The 16,977-nt window shown below is 71.3% G+C and carries 15 protein-coding genes and 2 pseudogenes; 10 read left to right on the forward strand and 7 right to left on the reverse strand.

The window, feature by feature from the left end; translation table 11 throughout:
- Positions 1-225 precede the first annotated feature (225 nt).
- The gene (locus tag IE263_RS38975) at positions 226-879 is read right to left on the reverse strand and encodes a GNAT family N-acetyltransferase (protein ID WP_189942823.1); all 654 of its coding nucleotides are present in this window, start codon (positions 877-879) and stop codon (positions 226-228) included.
- Positions 880-1,055: 176 nt separating this feature from the next.
- Here IE263_RS38975 and lon point away from each other — a divergent pair, with 176 nt between their 5' ends.
- The 3 genes and pseudogenes from lon to IE263_RS38990 form a co-directional block, all read left to right on the forward strand.
- On the forward strand, positions 1,056-3,479 hold the full coding sequence (gene lon, locus IE263_RS38980) for an endopeptidase La (protein ID WP_189942824.1): 2,424 nt from the start codon (positions 1,056-1,058) through the stop codon (positions 3,477-3,479).
- A gap of 465 nt (positions 3,480-3,944) precedes the next feature.
- Positions 3,945-4,436 carry a MarR family winged helix-turn-helix transcriptional regulator gene (locus IE263_RS38985; RefSeq protein WP_189942825.1) on the forward strand — a complete coding sequence of 164 codons (492 nt, stop codon included), beginning with the start codon at positions 3,945-3,947 and terminating at the stop codon, positions 4,434-4,436.
- 236 nt (positions 4,437-4,672) lie between these two features.
- A pseudogene (locus IE263_RS38990) lies at positions 4,673-4,924 on the forward strand (zinc ribbon domain-containing protein); the annotation flags it as partial.
- 34 nt (positions 4,925-4,958) lie between these two features.
- On the opposite strand, the gene IE263_RS38995 reads toward IE263_RS38990, so the two are convergent.
- Positions 4,959-5,744, reverse strand: coding sequence for a protein phosphatase 2C domain-containing protein (locus IE263_RS38995; protein WP_189942826.1), 786 nt, complete (start codon positions 5,742-5,744; stop codon positions 4,959-4,961).
- 369 nt (positions 5,745-6,113) lie between these two features.
- Here IE263_RS38995 and IE263_RS39000 point away from each other — a divergent pair, with 369 nt between their 5' ends.
- The 5 genes from IE263_RS39000 to IE263_RS39020 are packed head-to-tail and all read left to right on the forward strand — an operon-like array spanning position 6,114 to position 11,951.
- On the forward strand, positions 6,114-9,110 hold the full coding sequence (locus IE263_RS39000; RefSeq protein WP_229911399.1) for a sensor histidine kinase: 2,997 nt from the start codon (positions 6,114-6,116) through the stop codon (positions 9,108-9,110).
- Positions 9,107-9,610, forward strand: coding sequence for a roadblock/LC7 domain-containing protein (locus IE263_RS39005; RefSeq protein WP_189942828.1), 504 nt, complete (start codon positions 9,107-9,109; stop codon positions 9,608-9,610). Before IE263_RS39000 ends, IE263_RS39005 begins: the two co-directional genes overlap by 4 nt.
- Positions 9,607-10,035: a DUF742 domain-containing protein gene (locus IE263_RS39010; RefSeq protein ID WP_189942829.1), complete on the forward strand. Its 429-nt coding sequence runs from the start codon at positions 9,607-9,609 to the stop codon at positions 10,033-10,035. Before IE263_RS39005 ends, IE263_RS39010 begins: the two co-directional genes overlap by 4 nt.
- Positions 10,016-10,663, forward strand: a complete 648-nt coding sequence (locus tag IE263_RS39015) for a GTP-binding protein (RefSeq protein ID WP_189942830.1) — start codon at positions 10,016-10,018, stop codon at positions 10,661-10,663. The genes IE263_RS39010 and IE263_RS39015 overlap by 20 nt, the downstream gene beginning before the upstream one ends.
- Before the next feature lie 31 nt (positions 10,664-10,694).
- Positions 10,695-11,951: a styrene monooxygenase/indole monooxygenase family protein gene (locus IE263_RS39020; protein WP_189942831.1), complete on the forward strand. Its 1,257-nt coding sequence runs from the start codon at positions 10,695-10,697 to the stop codon at positions 11,949-11,951.
- An 84-nt stretch (positions 11,952-12,035) separates the two neighbouring features.
- Here the strand turns inward: IE263_RS39020 and IE263_RS39025 are convergent, their stop codons facing one another.
- The 4 genes from IE263_RS39025 to IE263_RS39040 form a co-directional block, all read right to left on the reverse strand.
- Complete coding sequence (locus IE263_RS39025; RefSeq protein WP_189942832.1) at positions 12,036-13,181, reverse strand: C40 family peptidase; 1,146 nt, start codon at positions 13,179-13,181, stop codon at positions 12,036-12,038.
- Between the two features lie 104 nt (positions 13,182-13,285).
- Positions 13,286-13,588: a DUF8847 domain-containing protein gene (locus tag IE263_RS39030; protein ID WP_189942833.1), complete on the reverse strand. Its 303-nt coding sequence runs from the start codon at positions 13,586-13,588 to the stop codon at positions 13,286-13,288.
- A 14-nt stretch (positions 13,589-13,602) separates the two neighbouring features.
- Positions 13,603-14,253: a TetR/AcrR family transcriptional regulator gene (locus IE263_RS39035; RefSeq protein ID WP_189942834.1), complete on the reverse strand. Its 651-nt coding sequence runs from the start codon at positions 14,251-14,253 to the stop codon at positions 13,603-13,605.
- 43 nt (positions 14,254-14,296) lie between these two features.
- On the reverse strand, positions 14,297-15,235 hold the full coding sequence (locus IE263_RS39040; RefSeq protein WP_189942835.1) for an AurF N-oxygenase family protein: 939 nt from the start codon (positions 15,233-15,235) through the stop codon (positions 14,297-14,299).
- A 143-nt stretch (positions 15,236-15,378) separates the two neighbouring features.
- Between IE263_RS39040 and IE263_RS39045 the strand changes: the two genes are divergently transcribed.
- Together IE263_RS39045 and IE263_RS39050 are read left to right on the forward strand one after the other, a co-directional pair.
- On the forward strand, positions 15,379-15,981 hold the full coding sequence (locus tag IE263_RS39045) for a Uma2 family endonuclease (RefSeq protein ID WP_189942836.1): 603 nt from the start codon (positions 15,379-15,381) through the stop codon (positions 15,979-15,981).
- A 94-nt stretch (positions 15,982-16,075) separates the two neighbouring features.
- On the forward strand, positions 16,076-16,375 hold the full coding sequence (locus IE263_RS39050) for a hypothetical protein (RefSeq protein ID WP_189942837.1): 300 nt from the start codon (positions 16,076-16,078) through the stop codon (positions 16,373-16,375).
- Here the strand turns inward: IE263_RS39050 and IE263_RS39055 are convergent.
- Positions 16,372-16,934: pseudogene (locus IE263_RS39055) on the reverse strand (DUF3291 domain-containing protein). The gene IE263_RS39050 and the pseudogene IE263_RS39055 sit on opposite strands and share 4 nt — an antisense overlap.
- Positions 16,935-16,977: the final 43 nt, after the last annotated feature.

Consider the following 16,977-nt stretch of genomic DNA (forward strand, 5'->3'; position numbering starts at 1 on the left):
CGCAGCTCCGCCGTCCCTCCGCGACCGCCGGTCGCCGTCCCTGCTCAGCCACGGGCTCGCAGTCCTTTCCCGGCCACGAGCCCGCCGTCAGTCACACAGCCGCAGCTCCGCCGTCCCTCCACGACCGCCGGTCGCCGTCCCTGCTCAGCCACGGTTCGCCGCCCCTCCCGGCCACGGTCCGCCGTCCCTCCCGGCCACGGGCCCGCCGCCCCTCCCCACCCCGGCTCACCCCTCCGCCCCCACGAACCTCGCGCTCGTCAGCGGTGCCACCACCCTCCACCCCAGCGACTCGTACAGCGCCCGCCCCGCCGGGGTCCCCGCCAGGACTCCCGTCTCCGCGCCCTCGGCCGCCGCCGCGGTCTGCAGCGTCCGCATGACGACGCTGCCCAGGCCCCGGCGCCGGTGCTCGGGCGCGGTCTCTATCTGGTCGATCACGGCGGTGGCGCCGGTCGGGGCGACCTGACCCCGGGCGGCGAAGGAGCCGTCGGGGGCGGCGAGCAGCACGCGGGTGGTGCCGCCGCGCGTCCAGGTGCGCAGCCGGTAGCCCTCAAGGGCCGGGGTCGGTTCCGCGTCCGCCCTCAGCGGCACCGTCATCAACCAGCCCGGCTCCGGATCCACCCACCAGCCCTCGCCCAGCCATCCCCCCACCACCGTCGGGTCCTGGAACACCTTGAGCCACACGCCGACTCCGGTCACCCCGGCCGCCACCTTGCGCACCACCGTGTCCTCGACCCCCTCGCCGACCTGCGCGAAGACATGCCGTGACACCTGTGCCGCCTGCCCCACGTCGACGGTGAACCCCCACGGCTCCCGCACGGGCGGAGCCGCCCCGCGGGACACGACCCACCCGTCCACCCACGCCCGCACGATCCCGTCCACAGCACTCCCCCTGTAAGAGGCTCAATGCATCTCCATCTATTACGGCGATGACGATATGCGGCCGTGCGTCCCGCGCGGCAGGCGTGATCGCTCACAGCGAACTACGGCCTGGGAACAATCCCGCGCGCCCATGCATTGAGTCGGCATAACTCAACTTGACTGCCTAAGGGGAGATCATGGCTGCTGAGTCCGCAGCGTTCACACCGCTCACCCTGCCTGTGCTGCCGCTCGACGACGAGGTCGTGCTGCCCGGGATGGTGGTTCCGCTGGACCTCAACGACGCCGATGTGCGTGCCGCGGTGGAGGCCGCCCAGGCCGCCGCCCGGTCGGAGCCCGGGAAGCCCAGGGTTCTTCTGGTGCCGCGCATCGACGGGACGTACGCGAGCACCGGTGTGCTCGGCACGGTCGAGCAGGTCGGCCGGCTGGCCGACGGTGACCCGGGCGCCCTGATCCGTGGTCGTGGCCGCGTGCGGATCGGCGCAGGGACCACCGGCCCGGGTGCGGCGCTGTGGGTCGAGGGCACACGGCTCGACGAGAAGGTGCCCGAGCCCGTGCCCGGCCACGTCACCGAACTGGTCAAGGAGTACAAGGCTCTTGCCACCGCCTGGCTGCGCAAGCGCGGCGCCTGGCAGGTCGTCGACCGGGTCCAGGCCATCGACGACGTCTCGGCCCTCGCCGACAACTCCGGCTACTCGCCCTTCCTGACCGTCGAGCAGAAGGTGGAGCTCCTGGAGACGGCCGACCCGGTCGCCCGTCTGAAGCTCGCCACGCAGCAACTGCGTGACCACCTCGCCGAGCAGGACGTCGCCGAGACCATCGCCAAGGACGTCCAGGAGGGCGTCGACAAGCAGCAGCGCGAGTTTCTGCTGCGCCGTCAGCTGGAGGCCGTCCGCAAGGAGCTGCGCGAGCTCAACGGTGAGAAGGAGGGCGAGGAGTCCGACGACTACCGCGCCCGCGTCGAGGCCGCCGACCTGCCCGAGAAGGTCCGCGAGGCCGCCCTCAAGGAGGTCGACAAGCTGGAGCGGTCGAGCGACCAGTCGCCCGAGGGCTCCTGGATCCGCACCTGGCTGGACACCGTCCTCGAACTGCCGTGGAACGAGCGGACCGAGGACTCCTACGACATCCAGGGCGCCAAGGCGATCCTCGACGCCGAGCACGCGGGCCTGGAGGACGTGAAGGAGCGGATCACCGAGTACCTCGCGGTGCGCAAGCGCCGCGGCGAGCGCGGGCTGGGCGTCGTCGGCGGGCGGCGCGGCGGTGCCGTACTGGCCCTGGTGGGGCCGCCCGGTGTCGGCAAGACCTCGCTCGGCGAGTCCGTCGCCCACGCCATGGGCCGCAAGTTCGTCCGCGTCGCCCTCGGCGGTGTCCGCGACGAGGCGGAGATCCGCGGCCACCGGCGTACGTACGTCGGCGCCCTGCCCGGCCGGATCGTGCGGGCCATCAAGGAGGCCGGGTCGATGAACCCGGTGGTGCTCCTCGACGAGATCGACAAGGTGGGGTCGGACTTCCGGGGCGACCCGGCGGCCGCCCTGCTGGAGGTGCTGGACCCGGCGCAGAACCACACCTTCCGGGACCACTACCTGGAGGTCGAACTCGACCTGTCGGACGTGGTCTTCCTCGCCACCGCCAACGTGCTCGAAGCCATCCCGGAGGCCCTGCTCGACCGTATGGAGCTGGTCCGGCTCGACGGCTACACCGAGGACGAGAAGATCGTCATCGCCCGTGACCACCTGCTCCCGCGCCAGCTGGAGCGGGCGGGGCTCGACAAGGACGAGGTCGCGATCGACGAGGGCGCGCTGCGCAAGCTGGCCGGCGAGTACACGCGCGAGGCCGGCGTCCGCAACCTGGAGCGGTCCATCGCCCGGCTGCTGCGCAAGGTCGCCGCGCAGCACGAACTGGGCGAGCGCAAGCTGCCGTTCACCGTCGCCGACGGCGACCTGCGCGGCCTGATCGGCCGGCCGCACCACGTGCCCGAGTCCGCCCAGGACCCGGCCGAGCGGCGGACGGCGGTGCCGGGTGTCGCGACCGGGCTCGCGGTCACCGGTGCCGGTGGTGACGTCCTCTACGTCGAGGCGTCCCTCGCCGACCCGGAGACCGGCGCGGCGGGTCTGACCCTGACCGGTCAGCTCGGCGACGTGATGAAGGAGTCGGCGCAGATCGCGCTGAGCTTCCTGCGCAGCCACGGAGCCGAGCTCGAACTGCCGGTCGGTGACCTGAAGGACCGGGGCGTGCACATCCACTTCCCGGCGGGCGCGGTGCCGAAGGACGGCCCGAGCGCGGGCATCACGATGACGACGGCGCTCGCGTCCCTGCTGTCCGGGCGGCTGGTCCGTACGGACGTGGCCATGACCGGTGAGGTGTCCCTGACCGGCCGGGTCCTCCCGATCGGCGGCGTCAAGCAGAAGCTGCTCGCCGCGCACCGGGCCGGCGTCACCACCGTGATCATCCCCAAGCGCAACGAACCCGACCTGGACGACGTCCCGGCGGAGGTGCTGGACAAGCTCGACGTCCACGCCGTCACCGATGTCCGCCAGGTCCTGGAGCTGGCGCTGTCCCCGGCGACGAACGGAGCGGCGTCCGAGGTTCCTGTCGCGGCGTGACGGACGCGACCGGACAGGGGAAGGCCCGGCCTCTCGTGAGGGAGGCCCGGGCCTTCCCCGCGTGGCCTGCCGGGGCTTTGCCCGCCGGGACGACCGGACCTTCCCGCCGGTCGGCGGGGGCCTTCCTGGCTTGGACGGCTCGGGTCTTGCCCGCCGGGCCGGTCGGGGTCTTGGCCGCATGGCCGGGTCGGGGCCTTCCGGCCCGGCCGGTCGGGGCCTTGCCCGCCGGGACGACCGGACCTCCCGCCCGGTCGGCGGGGGCCTTCCCGGCCTGGACGGCTCGGACCTTCCCGCCCAGCCCGCGGGGGCCTTCCCGGCCCGGACGACCGGACCTTCACCGCCCGGACCACCCGGGCCTCCCCACCCGGATGAGGCGTGACGCTGGCGTGAGCATGATGACGCCGCGGGCCTGGTGAAGGGCTACGCACGTAGGATCGGGGCCGGAACCGGATCAGGAGCGCTGACGTGCACGAGGACGGACACGGCGACGGACGCGGAGGTGTGTCCGAGGCGTCGCCGAGAGGTGTGGACCAGGAGTTCCTGTCCCTGGAGCGGGAGCTGACGGTGCTGCTGCGCCGTGCCCGGGCCAACCAGGGGGAGATGGCTCGCGAGGTCCATCCGGACCTGGAGTCCGCCGCGTACGGCCTCCTCGTCCGGCTGGAGGAGTGCGGCCGCCAGCGCGCGACCGAGCTCGCCGCCTACATCGGCGTCGGCAAGGCCACCATGTCCCGTCAGCTGCGCGCCCTGGAGCACCTCGGCCTGATCGCCCGCGAGCCGGACCCCGCGGACGGGCGCGCCTGGCTGGTCGACCTGACGGAGGAGGGCCGCACCCGCGTGAGCCGGGTCCGCGAGGCCCGCCGCGCGCGGTACGTCAGCCAGCTCGCGCACTGGGACCGCGGCGAGGTGGCCGAACTGGCCCGGCTGCTCCACCAGTTGAATCAGGGAATGGCCAAGTAGGTCTGGCGACAGGCGACGAAGGCCTCACCTGTTTCTTGCGAGGATGCCCCGGTTTTCACGCCGGGGGGAATCGCATCCGGGTGTCGTGGTGCGGAGGGTCGCCGCATCCGGTTCAGGGCGCGGAGCGCCGTACCGCTGTCAGGCACCGCCGGGGTGATGCGAACGCGTGTGCCCGTGGTCGCTGGTTGGGGTGGTGGCCGGGAGATCGGGGTACGTGTGTGCGGCCGTCGTACGTAATGGGCCGCAAGCACGGGCGGGATATCCGCCTGGTACACCCCGCGCACACCACGATGGACTGCGCGCACTGCGATGCGAGAGCCAAGCACGCACTGCCGCTGGGTGAGCGCACCTACACCTGCACCGCGTGCAACACTGTGTCCCCACGGGACAAGAACTCCGCACGCGTGATGCTCGTCCGGGCTGGTCTCAACCCGGCTGGTGCCGATGGCGGAAGACCTCCTGGAGCGCTGCTCCAGGAGGCAGCCTGAGCCAGGAATCCCCTCCCTTCAGGGAGGGGAGGATTCAAAGCTCCACGTACACCGCCGTCGCGTCGTCGTGCCTCTTGCTGCGGCCCAGGAACGCCCGCTCGGTGTCCGCCGTCTCCAGTTCGCGTACCCGCCGCACCAGTGCCCGCGGGCCCTCCTTGCGGACGTAGGTGAACAGGTCCGACCAGTCGCCCTCCCGGAACTTCTCCACCCAGCGGGTCGCCCCGTCCGTGAGGGCGGCGAGGGCGGTGACGTCGGCGCGGGGGAGGGTGCCGGTGACGGCACGGCCGGCCACCGCCGGGTCCGCGGCGGCCGTGAAGAAACCGCCCTCCTTGTTGCGGGCCCGCGCGTCGCAGATCTCCTCGCTCACCAGCAGGGCGCGCGGGAGGCGGTCGAGGCGGTCGTCGAGGACCGGGACGACCGCGCCGTCGGGGGAGGCCAGGAGAAGGGCCGAGTCGGACAGGACCAGGTACTCGACCGTTTCCGGGGACCAACGCGCGCAGACCACGGTGGCCTGAGGGGTGCGCGGGTGAGAAAGGTCACAGGTTTCGGCGTGGGTGGCGGAGGTACGCGCGATGGCGGTGGCGAGTGCCTCGACCAGAGGAACATCCGGGAGTGAAACGGTCAGTTCGGTCAGAGCGCCGCCCAGACGCGCGGTATACCAGGGGACCGAATGCAGACAGCCCGTGCCGCCCCGCGGCGGCGTCACTCCGTCCAGCAGGACGAGCGAACCGCCCTGTCCGGAGGCGGGAAGTCCGACGCTCGCGAAGTCCTCGTTGGGGTGGGCCCGATCACCGGGTTCCGACACAAGTTCCGTGCGCATTCAGCCAGTCTGCACGACCCCTCCACACCCTTCGCGAAAGGCTGGCAACATTCCCCGGGTTGGTGCACCCTCGCAGGTCAGACGCCTGTTTTGGGAGGGAATGGAGCTGTCCGGGAAGCTGTGGCGGCGAATATTGTCAAAGCCCGCCGTCCACGTCCAACCGGCCCTCCGTGCAAGGCCGTCGCACACGCCAGAGGAACTTGCCCGCCCACTCTCCTTGGATGTTCACTCCTTCGGGTGGCGGGGCAGGCGATGCGCGGCCCCTGCCCACCGGCACTGGGAGGGTCGGGAACCGTACCGGACGTACGCACCAGTTGACGGAGCGTCACATCCGGCCCATGGGTACACGAGTCAGGAATGCGAGCACCGGTGCAGAAGACGCGGCCTCGGCGCACAGGCAGCAACACGGCCTCCGAAGCGGGCGCGGAGCGCACCCCTGTCGGCAAGGGCCGTCCGACCCACGTACGCAACCGGCTGATCGTCGCGGCGGCCGTCGTGGCCGCCGCCATCGTCGGCGCCGGCGCCCCCTCGATCCTCACCGCCTCCGGGCAGTTGAAGGACTCCCAGGACCTGGTGACGCTGGCCGAGCGGACCCAGGACGCGCTCGCGCTCGCCCAGGCGGTCGCCGACGAGAGGGACGAGGTCACCACCTACGTCGCGGCCGGCCGCACCAAGTCCAAGGCGCCCTCAGGGCAGAGCAGCGCCCGCGTGGACCGGCAGGTGCGGGAGCTGACCGCCGACACCGACCTGCCCGGCGCGCTGCGCAAGGACCTCAACGGCATCGCGTCCGTGCGCCAGGCCGCCCTCACCGGCAAGAGCACGGCCTTCGAGGCGCACGAGGCGTACTCGGAGGCCATCACCGCGCTGCACGGGCTCGCCGAGCGGCTCGCGGAGCAGATGCCGCCCCGCGCGGGCTCCGGCGCCCACGCCCTCGCCGAGCTCGACACCGCCGTCCAGCAGGCCTCCGCGGCCCGCGGACTGCTGCTCGCGGCGCTGAACGTGCCGACGTCCACCGAGAGCGTCTACGACCCCAACACCGGTCTGTCGTCCACCGAGACGGTCTCCTCCGCCGCCGACACCAAGCAGCGCAACGCCCTCACCGCCGCCGCGCAGCAGGCCCGCCTGCGTTCCGACGCCGCCCTGACCGCCTTCCGCGAGAGCGCCCCGGAGCCGACCGTCGAGTCCTACGACTCCACGGTCACCGGCGGCGAGGTCGACACCGCCGAGAAGTACCTGGCCACCCTCACCGACCAGCCGGAACTCAGCGACGACGAGCTCGACACCAGCACCAAGAAGCTGAACGCCGCGCTCTCCGCCCGCGTCGACCTGATGCGCGGCGTCGAGTCCTCCTTCTACGACCACCGCACCAAGGACCTCGCCCAGCTGCGCGACGACGACGTCACCGCGCTGGAGATCCGTATCGCCCTCCTCGGCGCGCTGACGCTGATCGCCGTCGGCATCGCCACCGCCATGGCCCGCAGCCTCACCCGCCCGCTCGCCGTGCTGCGTCTCGGCTCCGCCCGGCTGGCCGGCGCCGAGAACCCGGCCGCCGAGGAACCCGTGCGGTTCACCGGGCGCAACGACGAGTTCGCCCAGGTCGTCCGCTCCGTCAACGCCCTGCACGAGCACGCCGTCGCCCTCCACGAGCGCGTCACCACCCTCGAGTCCGACCGGAAGCACCTCGTCGGGCAGCGTCAGAAGATGGCCGACGCCCGCGAGGAACTGCGCGCCGAACTCGCCGAGGCCGCCGACCGGCTGGAGCGGCTGCGCACCAGCATCAGCGGCACCTTCGTCAACCTCTCCCTGCGCACCCTCGGGCTCGTCGAGCGGCAACTCACCGTCATCGAGGGCTTGGAGGAGCGCGAGCAGGACCCCGAACGCCTCGCCACCCTCTTCAAGCTCGACCACTTCGCCACGGTCATGCGCCGGCACAGCGAGAACCTCCTGGTGCTGGCGGGCACGGAGCACATCCAGCAGCACGCGGGACCGATCCCGCTGGTCGACGTGGTCCGAGCGGCGGTCAGCGAGATCGAACGCTACGAACGAGTCCGTATCTCCGCGCTCCCTCCGCACGCGCACGTGGCGGGCTTCGCCGCCGACGACCTGAGCCACCTCCTCGCCGAACTCATGGAGAACGCCACCTCGTTCTCCCCGCCGGACCTGCCCGTCGAGGTCTCCGGCTGGCTCCTGGAGAACGGCGAGGTCATGCTCTCCGTCCAGGACGAGGGCATAGGCATGACCGAGGAGCGCCTGACCCGCCTCAACACCCGCCTCACCGAGTTCGACCCGGACACCCCCTACGACCAGGAGGGCGAGGAGGGCCTCGGACTCGGCCTGTACGTCGTCGCCCGCCTCGCCCACCGGCACGGGGTGCGCGTGCAACTGCGCGAGCAGAAGCAGGGCGGTGTGGCGGCGGTGGTCGTCCTCCCGCCGCCGCTGCTCGCCCAGGCCCCGGCCACCGCCGCGATCCCGGCAACCGCCCCGACCTCCCCCTCCACCCCCACCTTCTCCCTCCCCGGCGCCGACGCCGAAGCCAACTCCAACGTCCTCCCGTCCCGCCCCAAGCCCCCCACCGACCCCCTGGTCACCCTGGCCGAGAAGGCGGTGCGCAAGGCCACACCGGAAACCCCGGCCGAGACGACGATGGAACTCCTGATCCCCCATCCGCAGGGGGAGACGGAGGAAACAGAGGGAACGGGGGAAACCCGGACCGACGCCGCCCCGTCGGCCACGACTGACGCGTCCGACGGCCTGTCGGCCACGGACCCCGCGGACGACGGTCTGCCGGCTGTGGGGGGCGGGGCCGCCGACCGGGCGGCCACGGACCGCGTGGCCGATGGCCCGGTGGCCACGGACCGCACGGTCACCGGCCCGTCGGCCGCGGATCACGCGATCCCCGGCCCGGCAGTGGCGCCCCGCGCCACGCCCGTACCCGCGGCCGCCGACGGTGAGGACGCCTCACAGGGGCCACCCGCACCCGACGACGAAAGCCGCACGGGTGGTGCCGGTGGGAGCACACCCGCCGAAGGCGAAGCGGAGGCGGAGCACACCCGGGCGGAGCACACCCGCACCCCCGACGCCCCGGAGGAACTCCTCACCGACAAGGGCCTCCCCAAGCGCACACCCAAACTCACCGCACCCACCCCTGCCCCGCGCCAGCGGAGCGGTTCCGTGGACGCGGAGGCCCTCCGCCGCCGCCTGGGCGGCTTCCGCCGGGGGGCGGAGGCCGGCTACCGCGACGTAGAGGCGGAAATCGCCGAACAGACGGCGCAGAACAAGGCACCTCAAGCACCTCAAGCACCTCAAGAAGCACACGCACACGCCGAAGAAGACACGGGGGGCACAGTCGAGGAGGCAAGCAGTTGACCGCGCCCAGTACCTTCGGACTGAGCAGTGAAGCCCGCAACCTGCACTGGCTGTTGACGAACCTCGTGGAGGAAGTGCCAGGTATCCAGTCCGTCGCGGTCGTCTCCTCCGACGGCCTGCTCCTTCTCTCCTCGGACCCGGGCCGCAACCAAGCGGCCCGCCAGGCCGGCGGAGTCAAACCCACCGGCCCGCGCGGCTCCTCCGCCGACCTCGCCACCATCGTCTCCGGCATCGGCAGCCTCACCATCGGCGCCGCCAAGCTCATGGAGTCCGGCGGCGTGAAGCACACGATGGTCGCCATGGACGAGGGCAGCCTCTTCGTGATGTCGATCAGCGACGGCTCACTCCTCGGCGTCCACGGCTCCGCCGACTGCGACATGAGCGTGGTGGCGTACCACATGGCCCTCTTCGTGGGCCGCGCCGGCCACGTCCTGACCCCCGAACTCCGCAGCGAACTCAGGCAGTCCCTCGAGACCGCGACAACGGGGAGCAGCCGATGAGCACCGCACCGAAGAACCGCAAGCAGCTCCCGGTCCGCGGCGGCGACCGCAAGCCCGCCCGTGTCCGCCCCTACTCGCTGACCGGCGGCCGAACCCGCTTCGGTCACGTCCTCCTCGTCGAGACCTTCGTCGCGACCACGGCCGAACTCGAAGCCCCCGAGGAACGCAAGGAACTGACGAGCGGTTCCCTCAGCACCCGGGTCATGCCGGAGCTGCGGGCCATCGTCGAACTGTGCCGCCGCATGCGTACGGTGGCCGAGATCGCCGCGCTGCTGAAGATGCCGCTCGGCGTGGTCCGCGTGCTTCTCAGCGACCTCGCGGACCAGGGAAAGATCCGTGTGTACGGCACCGGGACCGGTCACGGTACGGGCCGTCCCGACCGCGCTCTGCTGGAAAGGGTGCTGAGTGGACTCCGTCGTCTCTGACGCCGACACCTCCTTCGGCGTGTCCCCGCTCGTCGACGAGCCCGACGAAAACCTGAAGTCCTGGCAGACGGACCGCACCCGGGCTCCCATCGCCACCAAGATCGTGGTGGCGGGCGGGTTCGGCGTCGGCAAGACCACCCTGGTCGGCACCGTCTCGGAGATCACGCCCCTCCAGACGGAGGCGCTGATGACCGAGGCCAGCGAGGAGACCGACGATCTCACCGGCACCCCGGACAAGCTCACCACCACGGTGGCCATGGACTACGGCCGCATCACGCTCGACGACGACCTGGTGCTCTACCTGTTCGGCACGCCGGGCCAGCAGCGGTTCTGGTTCATGTGGGACGACCTGGTGCGCGGCGCGATCGGTGCCGTCGTCCTCGCCGACACCCGCCGCCTGAAGGACTGCTTCCCCGCGCTGGACTACTTCGAGAGCTGCGGACTGCCGTACGTCGTCGCCGTCAACCACTTCGACGGCAGCGAGCTCTTCGAACCGGAGGACGTGCGGGAAGCGCTCACGATCCCGAAGCACATACCTGTCATGATCATGGACGCGCGTCGCCGGATCTCCGTGATCGAGACCCTCCTGGCCCTGGTGGGCCACGCGCTCGACGAAACCCCCGAGTAGGCCTCCCCGGCCACCTAGGAGACACCCCCGCATGCGGAAGATACTCGTCGTCGGAGCCGGCCAGTCCGGCCTCCAGCTCGCCCTCGGCCTCCAGTCGCACGGGTACGAGGTCACCCTGATGTCCAACCGGACCGCGGACGAGATCCGCTCCGGCCGGGTGATGTCGACGCAGTGCATGTTCCACACGGCCCTCCAGCACGAGCGCGACCTCCAGCTGAACTTCTGGGAGTCCCAGGCCCCGAAGATCGAGGGACTCGGCGTCTCGGTGGCGGCCCCCGGCTCGCACGACCCGGGTCCGACCCAGCGCGCGATCGACTGGCTGGGCAGGCTCGACGGGTACGCGCAGTCCGTCGACCAGCGGGTGAAGATGGCCGGCTGGATGGAGACCTTCGCCCAGCGCGGCGGCCAGCTGGTGATCCACGGCGCGGCCGTCTCCGACCTCGACTACTTCTCCCGCACCTACGACCTCGTCCTCGTCTCGGCCGGCAAGGGCGAGCTCGTGCAGATGTTCGCCCGGGATCCGGAGCGGTCCCCCTACAGCGAGCCGCAGCGGGCCCTGGCCGTGTCGTACGTCCACGGCCTGGGCCCGCGCCCGGAGCACCCGGACACGGAGGCGGTCCGCTGCAACCTCGTCCCCGGCGTCGGTGAGCTGTTCATCATGCCCACGCTGACGACCTCGGGCCGCGCCGACATCCTCTTCTGGGAGGGCATACCCGGCGGCCCGCTCGACGTCTTCAACGGCGTCAAGGACCCGGCGGAGCACCTCTCCCTGACCCTGGAACTCATGGAGAAGTTCACGCCCTGGGAGTACGCGCGGGCCACCAAGGTCGAACTGACCGACGCCGGCGGCACGCTGGCCGGGCGCTACGCGCCCACCGTCCGCACCCCGATCGGCCGCCTGCCCGGCGGCGGCCTGGTCCTCGGCGTCGCCGACGTCGTCGTCGCCAACGACCCGATCACCGGGCAGGGCTCCAACTCGGCGTCCAAGTGCGCGGCTTCCTATCTCGCCTCCATTCTCGAGCGGGGGGAGAAGGAGTTCGACGAGGAGTGGATGCGGGCGGCGTTCGACCGGTACTGGGACACCGCCCAGCACGTCACCAAGTGGACCAACGCGATGTTGGCTCCGCCGCCGGAGCACATCCTCAACCTCATCGGTGCCGCCGGGCAGCTTCAGCCGGTGGCTGATCGTTTCGCCAACGGGTTCAACGATCCTGGGGACTTCGAGAACTTCTTCTACGAGCCGGCGAAGACGGAGGCGTACCTCGCCGAGGTTGTCGCCGGGGCCTGATCGCCGTGGGGGTGCGGGTGTCCGCCGGCTGCGGGTCGGTCGCGCCCACGCGGCGGAGCCGCACCATGTCCCAGCCCCGCGCCCCTAAAGGCCGGTTTCCGCGCTGTAGCCCTCGTCCGAACCCGCCGTTGCCGTGCTCGGGAGTCTGGGCGGCTTGTAGTCCCGTAGAGGCTTTCCCCTCGGGTCTGGGCGTACAGCCCCCAGTACCGGGTTCGCTGCGATCGGGGACACCTTGATCTTGGCTCCCGGTCGCGGCGCCTGGACCACCATCCCGTCCCCCAGGTACATCGCCACGTGCGTGGCCTCGGGGAAGTAGATGACCAGGTCGCCGGGGCGCAGCGCGGTCAGGGGGATGCGCTTCAGTCTGGCCCACTGTTCCTGGCTGGTGCGGGGGATCGGGGTTCCGGCCTGGTTCCAGGCCTGGGACGTCAGGCCCGAGCAGTCGTAGGAGGACGGGCCCTCCGCGCCCCACTCGTAGGGTTTGCCGAGTTGGCGTACGGCGTAGCGGAGGGCTCGGTCGCCCTCGGCGGACGGGGGGCGGGCGCTGCTGAGGGCGCCCGAGGCCATGAACGTCTTCTGGGCCTTGGCGACGCCGTCGCGTTCGAGTGCGGCGAGGGCGGTGAGCTGGTCGGCGGTGAGGGAGGTGAGGAGCTTCTCCACGGCGTCGAGACGGCGGCGTACGTCGTCGCGTTCCTTCTTCCTGCGTGCGGTGAGGGTGAGCTGTTCGTCGAGGGCCGCGCGGGCCCGGCGGGCCAGTCCGTCGGTCCTGCGTTCGCTGCCCTCCAGCAGCCGCACCGTCTCGGCCCGCTCCCGCGCCAACTGGCCGATCACATGCCCCTGCTCCAGCGCGTGCTGTGGATCGCGGGCGAGCAGCAGCCGTACGTAGGGGGAGATGTCGGTGCTGTTCTGGTACTGCTGCCGGGCCAGGCGTCCGACGGCGACCCGGCTCTCCTGCAGCGACAGACGGGTCTTCGCCAGTTGGCCGTTGAGACGGTCGGCCTCGGCCTTGCGCGCCTTCAGTTTCTCCTCGGTGGCGTTGTAGGCCTCGGTGGCCTGTTCCGCCCGCCGGTAGAGCTTCTGAAGGTCCGTCAGCAGCTCCGTCACCGAGCGCTCGCGGGGCTCGGGGGGTTCCGGTGCGGCCACGGCGACCGCCGGGAGCAGTACGGCCTGTGCGGCCAGCGCCGTCGTCGTGCAGGCCGTGCAGACCCGACGCAGCAGCCTTCCTGACACGTCATCACCTCCGCAACGGGGGCGGCCCCTCCGCCCCGCAGGGCGAGCATCAGGTGTGCGGGTGCGGTCCGCGTGTCAGGTCTGCGCGGTTCGGCGCAAGGAAGTCACCCGTCGGCGTCATCCCGCTTGCCGCCCGGCGTGGCGTCGGGCTTCGACCACGGCCACCTCAGCCGGCTGCCCGCCTCGCCCTGCGGGTCGTACGCGTACTTCCACCCCCGCGTCAGGCCGAGCTTCCCGCTGTGGCCGCGGGGCACACGGCGGTAGACCAGGACGGTCGGCGGGCCGCCCGCGGCGTCGGGGACGGGGATGCGGTACGTCTTCGGCGGGTGGCCGGTGATGCCCAGCAGGACGGGGAGGACGCGGCCGTCCATGGGGCCGCCCTCGAAGGGGGTGTCTTCGCTCTTCACAGCACCAGTGTCGATCAGGTCCGCGTCGCGAGTGCGGCCCGCACCACGTCGGCGGTCTCGGGGTCCCGGGCCGCGGTCACCGTGAGGACGGCGACGAACTGTTCCACCAGCCAGTCCCGCAGCTCCTCGGCCGGCGGCTGTTTGTCCTCGTCGAGCCAGATGAGCGAGGCCGCCTCGACGGCCGTGATCCACATCCGCACGGTCATCCGCAGCCGGGAGCCGGGTGCGGCCACCCCGAGGTGGCTGTAGATGTGCTCGGCCGCGGCCCGCCGTACGCCGTCCACGATGGCGGTCGTACGGGAGGTCTCGACGACGCTGCCGCCCTGGAGGAGGGCGCTGAAACCGGCGTCGTGCCGGGCGACGAAGGTGAGGTAGCGGTCCAGGGCGCGGGCGAGGCGGGGGAGGAGGGGGCCGGTGTGGGGTTCGTCGAAGCAGTGCCGGAGTTCTTCGGCGGCGGACCTGAGGGCGGCCTCGTACAGCTGCTGCTTGCCGCCGGGGAAGTACCGGTAGACCAGCGGACGGGACACCCCGGCCGCCTCCGCCACGTCGTCCAGCGAGACGTCCTCGGGGACGCGGTGCGCGAAGAGGGAGAGCGCGGCGTCGAGCAGCTGACTACGGCGCTCCTCGACGCTGAGGCGACGGTAGGCGGGGGCGGCGGGGGTCATGACGTGCAGCGTAATCGCCCGCCCCCGCGGTGGGACGGGACACCTACGCCAACAACCCGGACGACCGCCACAACCGCCTCCCCACCCCCCGCAGCACCCCGATGTCGTCCAGGAAGTCCGTGAGCCGCTTCGCTCCCGTCTGCATGACCTCCCGCCGGTGTCCGCTGGCCTTCACCTGCGCCACGGCCTCCCGCCTGTCCAAGCCCACATTCGTGTAGACCTCGGGATTCACGAAGGCGACCGAGAACACCCGGGCGAACTCCCCGGAGGTCACCCGCGTGAACTCCTGGGACCACCTCGGCGCGGTCACCATCTGGCGGCGCAGCTCCTCGCGGGCGTACCGCACGTGCCGGGCCTCCTCCACCACGTGGATGCGGGTGACGCCCCGGATCAGGGGCTGCACCCGCTCGTCGGGGAAGGTCAGCCGCTGCATCCAGTCGAGGACCTCCTCACCGAGGAGAGTGGCCGTGAAGGACCCGGGCGTGGTGGAGATGGTCTTGAACAGCCGCCCCAGGTTCTGGTGCACCCGGCTCACCGGATACCACGGCGTCCCGCCCTGCGCGATCAGCCGGGCGAACATCTTGGAGTGCCGGCACTCGTCCTCGATCTCGGTGAGCGCGTACCGCACATGCGCGCTCGTCGCCGCCTTGTCGTAGATGTGCCGGACGAGGAGCTGCATGAGGATGATCTCGAACCAGATGCCCAGCGAGGCCAGCGCCGCCGCCTCGTGCTGGGACAGCAGAATCCGCTGCTCCTCGCTCATCCGCTTCCACAGCGGTGTGTCGTACAGCGACACCAGCTCCGGCGGCCAGAACCACTTGCCCTCCTCGAAGGGAGCGTCCCAGTCCAGCTCCTCGTCCGGGTCGAAGGAGTGCTTCGCGGAGGAGGCGAGCAGCCGCTCGGCCACCTGCTCCCGGTCCTTGAGCAGGCCGAGCGCGTCACGCAGCCCGTCGAGCGCCTCGGCTTCCGTGAGGGTCGTCATGCCCTTATGAGACTGCCTGTCAGCAAGCTCGTCAATCCCTCTGCGTCAACGGTTCGCTCAGTGACCACTAGATGGAGCGGACGATCGTCAGTTCCGCTGGGTAGGCTGATCGTGTCCGCCAGGCTTCCGGTATGGGAGTGATCATGAGCGCCGCACGTGAGTACGGGCTGGACGAGGACTACGAGTGGCCCCGTCCGCCGGCTGAGGGCTGGACGGCGGACGATCTCGACCGGCTCCCGAATCTTCCTCCGCATACGGAGCTGATCGACGGGAGTCTGGTTTTCGTGAGTCCGCAGACCCGCTTTCACATGCGCACCTTGCGCCTGCTGGAGAACGTTCTGCTGGACCAGGCCCCGGCTGAACTGGACGTCATCCGGGAGATGACGGTAAAACTCGACCGGACGAACCGGCCTGAGCCGGATGTGCTGGTCATCCGGGCCGACGCCGACACCGGTCCTCGGCAGACGTGGTTCCGGCCGGAGGATCTCGTCCTCGCCGTGGAGGTGGTCTCTGCCGACTCCGTCGCCCGCGACCGCGAGGTGAAGCCCCGTAAGTACGCGGCGGCGGGAATCCGGCACTACTGGCGGGTGGAGGAGGAAAAGGGCCTCCCCGTCGTGTACGTCTACGAGCTCGACCCCGCCTCCAGGTCGTACATCCCCAACGGGGTCCACCGGAACCGGCTCAAGGTGCCGGTTCCGTACGACATCGACATCGACCTCACCGCGCTCAACCGTCGGCACCCATGACCGCCGACGACACCGTCCCCTTCGCCGTCCGGTCCGCCGCCCGCCACCCGGACGACCTCGTCTTGGAACCGCTGCCCGGGGGAGGGCGGCGCCGATGACGGCCGACGAGACGCCGGTGCCGGTGCTGCGGGTGCGCAACTCCGGCGAGGAACTGCTGGAACTGATCCTCGAACCGTACGGCAGCGATCACTGGATGCGGCCCGGCGAGACCTTCGTGATCTGGACGCTCGGACACCCGGGCGACGAGGTCTTCGAGGTGGAGCACGAACCGGGCACCGTGACGGTGCACGCCGAGAGCCTGCCCGCCTACGTCGGGGACGCCGACGGCAACGAGATCGAGTGCGGCCACAACAGGCCGCCCGCGCCCGGCCCCTTCCGGCTGAGGCTGCCCTAGACCGAGCACCCCAGGTCTTCCGGCACCTCGAAGGCGACCGGCTCCGCCCCCTGGGCCGGGAACGACGTGCGCAGGGTGAAGGCGTACGGCGTCGGGCCGTGGGCGCGCAGGTGGAGCAGCCGTGCCTCGGCCTCCGCGACCGTCGGACGGTGGCCCGCCGGGATCCACCACAGGGCCGTCATCGCCTCCTGGACGCGCTCGAACCTCCCCCACTGCCTTAAGGGCGTGGGGGGACCCCCACCCGCCGGCGGGAGAGCATCTCCCGGTGGCGGCCCCGGTACATGTACGCGGTGAGGGCGTCGGTGTTCCGCCACACCGACATGTTGACGATGAGCCAGTCGTCGCCGAAGACCTGGATGTCGGTCGCGTTGCCCTCCTCCGACTGCAGCCGCCACACGTAACCGTCCGCGGCCTCCGCGTCCGCGTTGACGGGGTCGAGGGCGTCGACGAAGTCCTTCAACTCCGGTGAGTCCAGCGGGAACTTGAGGCGGGAGATGTTGACCTGGGCGAGTTCGAAAGCGGCGGTTCCGGAGGCGGTTCCGGCGGCGGCGTCAGTCATGAGCGAACGTTAGGACGGACCTGTCCCGTCCGGAACCCCCCGT

The sequence above is a fragment of the Streptomyces aurantiogriseus genome (assembly GCF_014649375.1).
Classification (GTDB): Bacteria; Actinomycetota; Actinomycetes; order Streptomycetales; family Streptomycetaceae; genus Streptomyces; species Streptomyces aurantiogriseus.

What these genes read in the sequence shown, in the direction of transcription:
- lon (WP_189942824.1), top strand. Translation starts at nt 1,056, where the DNA reads ATGGCTGCTGAGTCCGCAGCGTTCACACCGCTCACCCTGCCTGTGCTG.
- IE263_RS38995 (WP_189942826.1), bottom strand. Translation starts at nt 5,744, where the DNA reads ATGCGCACGGAACTTGTGTCGGAACCCGGTGATCGGGCCCACCCCAAC.
- IE263_RS39040 (WP_189942835.1), bottom strand. Translation starts at nt 15,235, where the DNA reads ATGACGACCCTCACGGAAGCCGAGGCGCTCGACGGGCTGCGTGACGCG.
- IE263_RS39020 (WP_189942831.1), top strand. Translation starts at nt 10,695, where the DNA reads ATGCGGAAGATACTCGTCGTCGGAGCCGGCCAGTCCGGCCTCCAGCTC.
- IE263_RS39010 (WP_189942829.1), top strand. Translation starts at nt 9,607, where the DNA reads ATGAGCACCGCACCGAAGAACCGCAAGCAGCTCCCGGTCCGCGGCGGC.
- IE263_RS39035 (WP_189942834.1), bottom strand. Translation starts at nt 14,253, where the DNA reads ATGACCCCCGCCGCCCCCGCCTACCGTCGCCTCAGCGTCGAGGAGCGC.
- IE263_RS39045 (WP_189942836.1), top strand. Translation starts at nt 15,379, where the DNA reads ATGAGCGCCGCACGTGAGTACGGGCTGGACGAGGACTACGAGTGGCCC.
- IE263_RS39050 (WP_189942837.1), top strand. Translation starts at nt 16,076, where the DNA reads ATGACGGCCGACGAGACGCCGGTGCCGGTGCTGCGGGTGCGCAACTCC.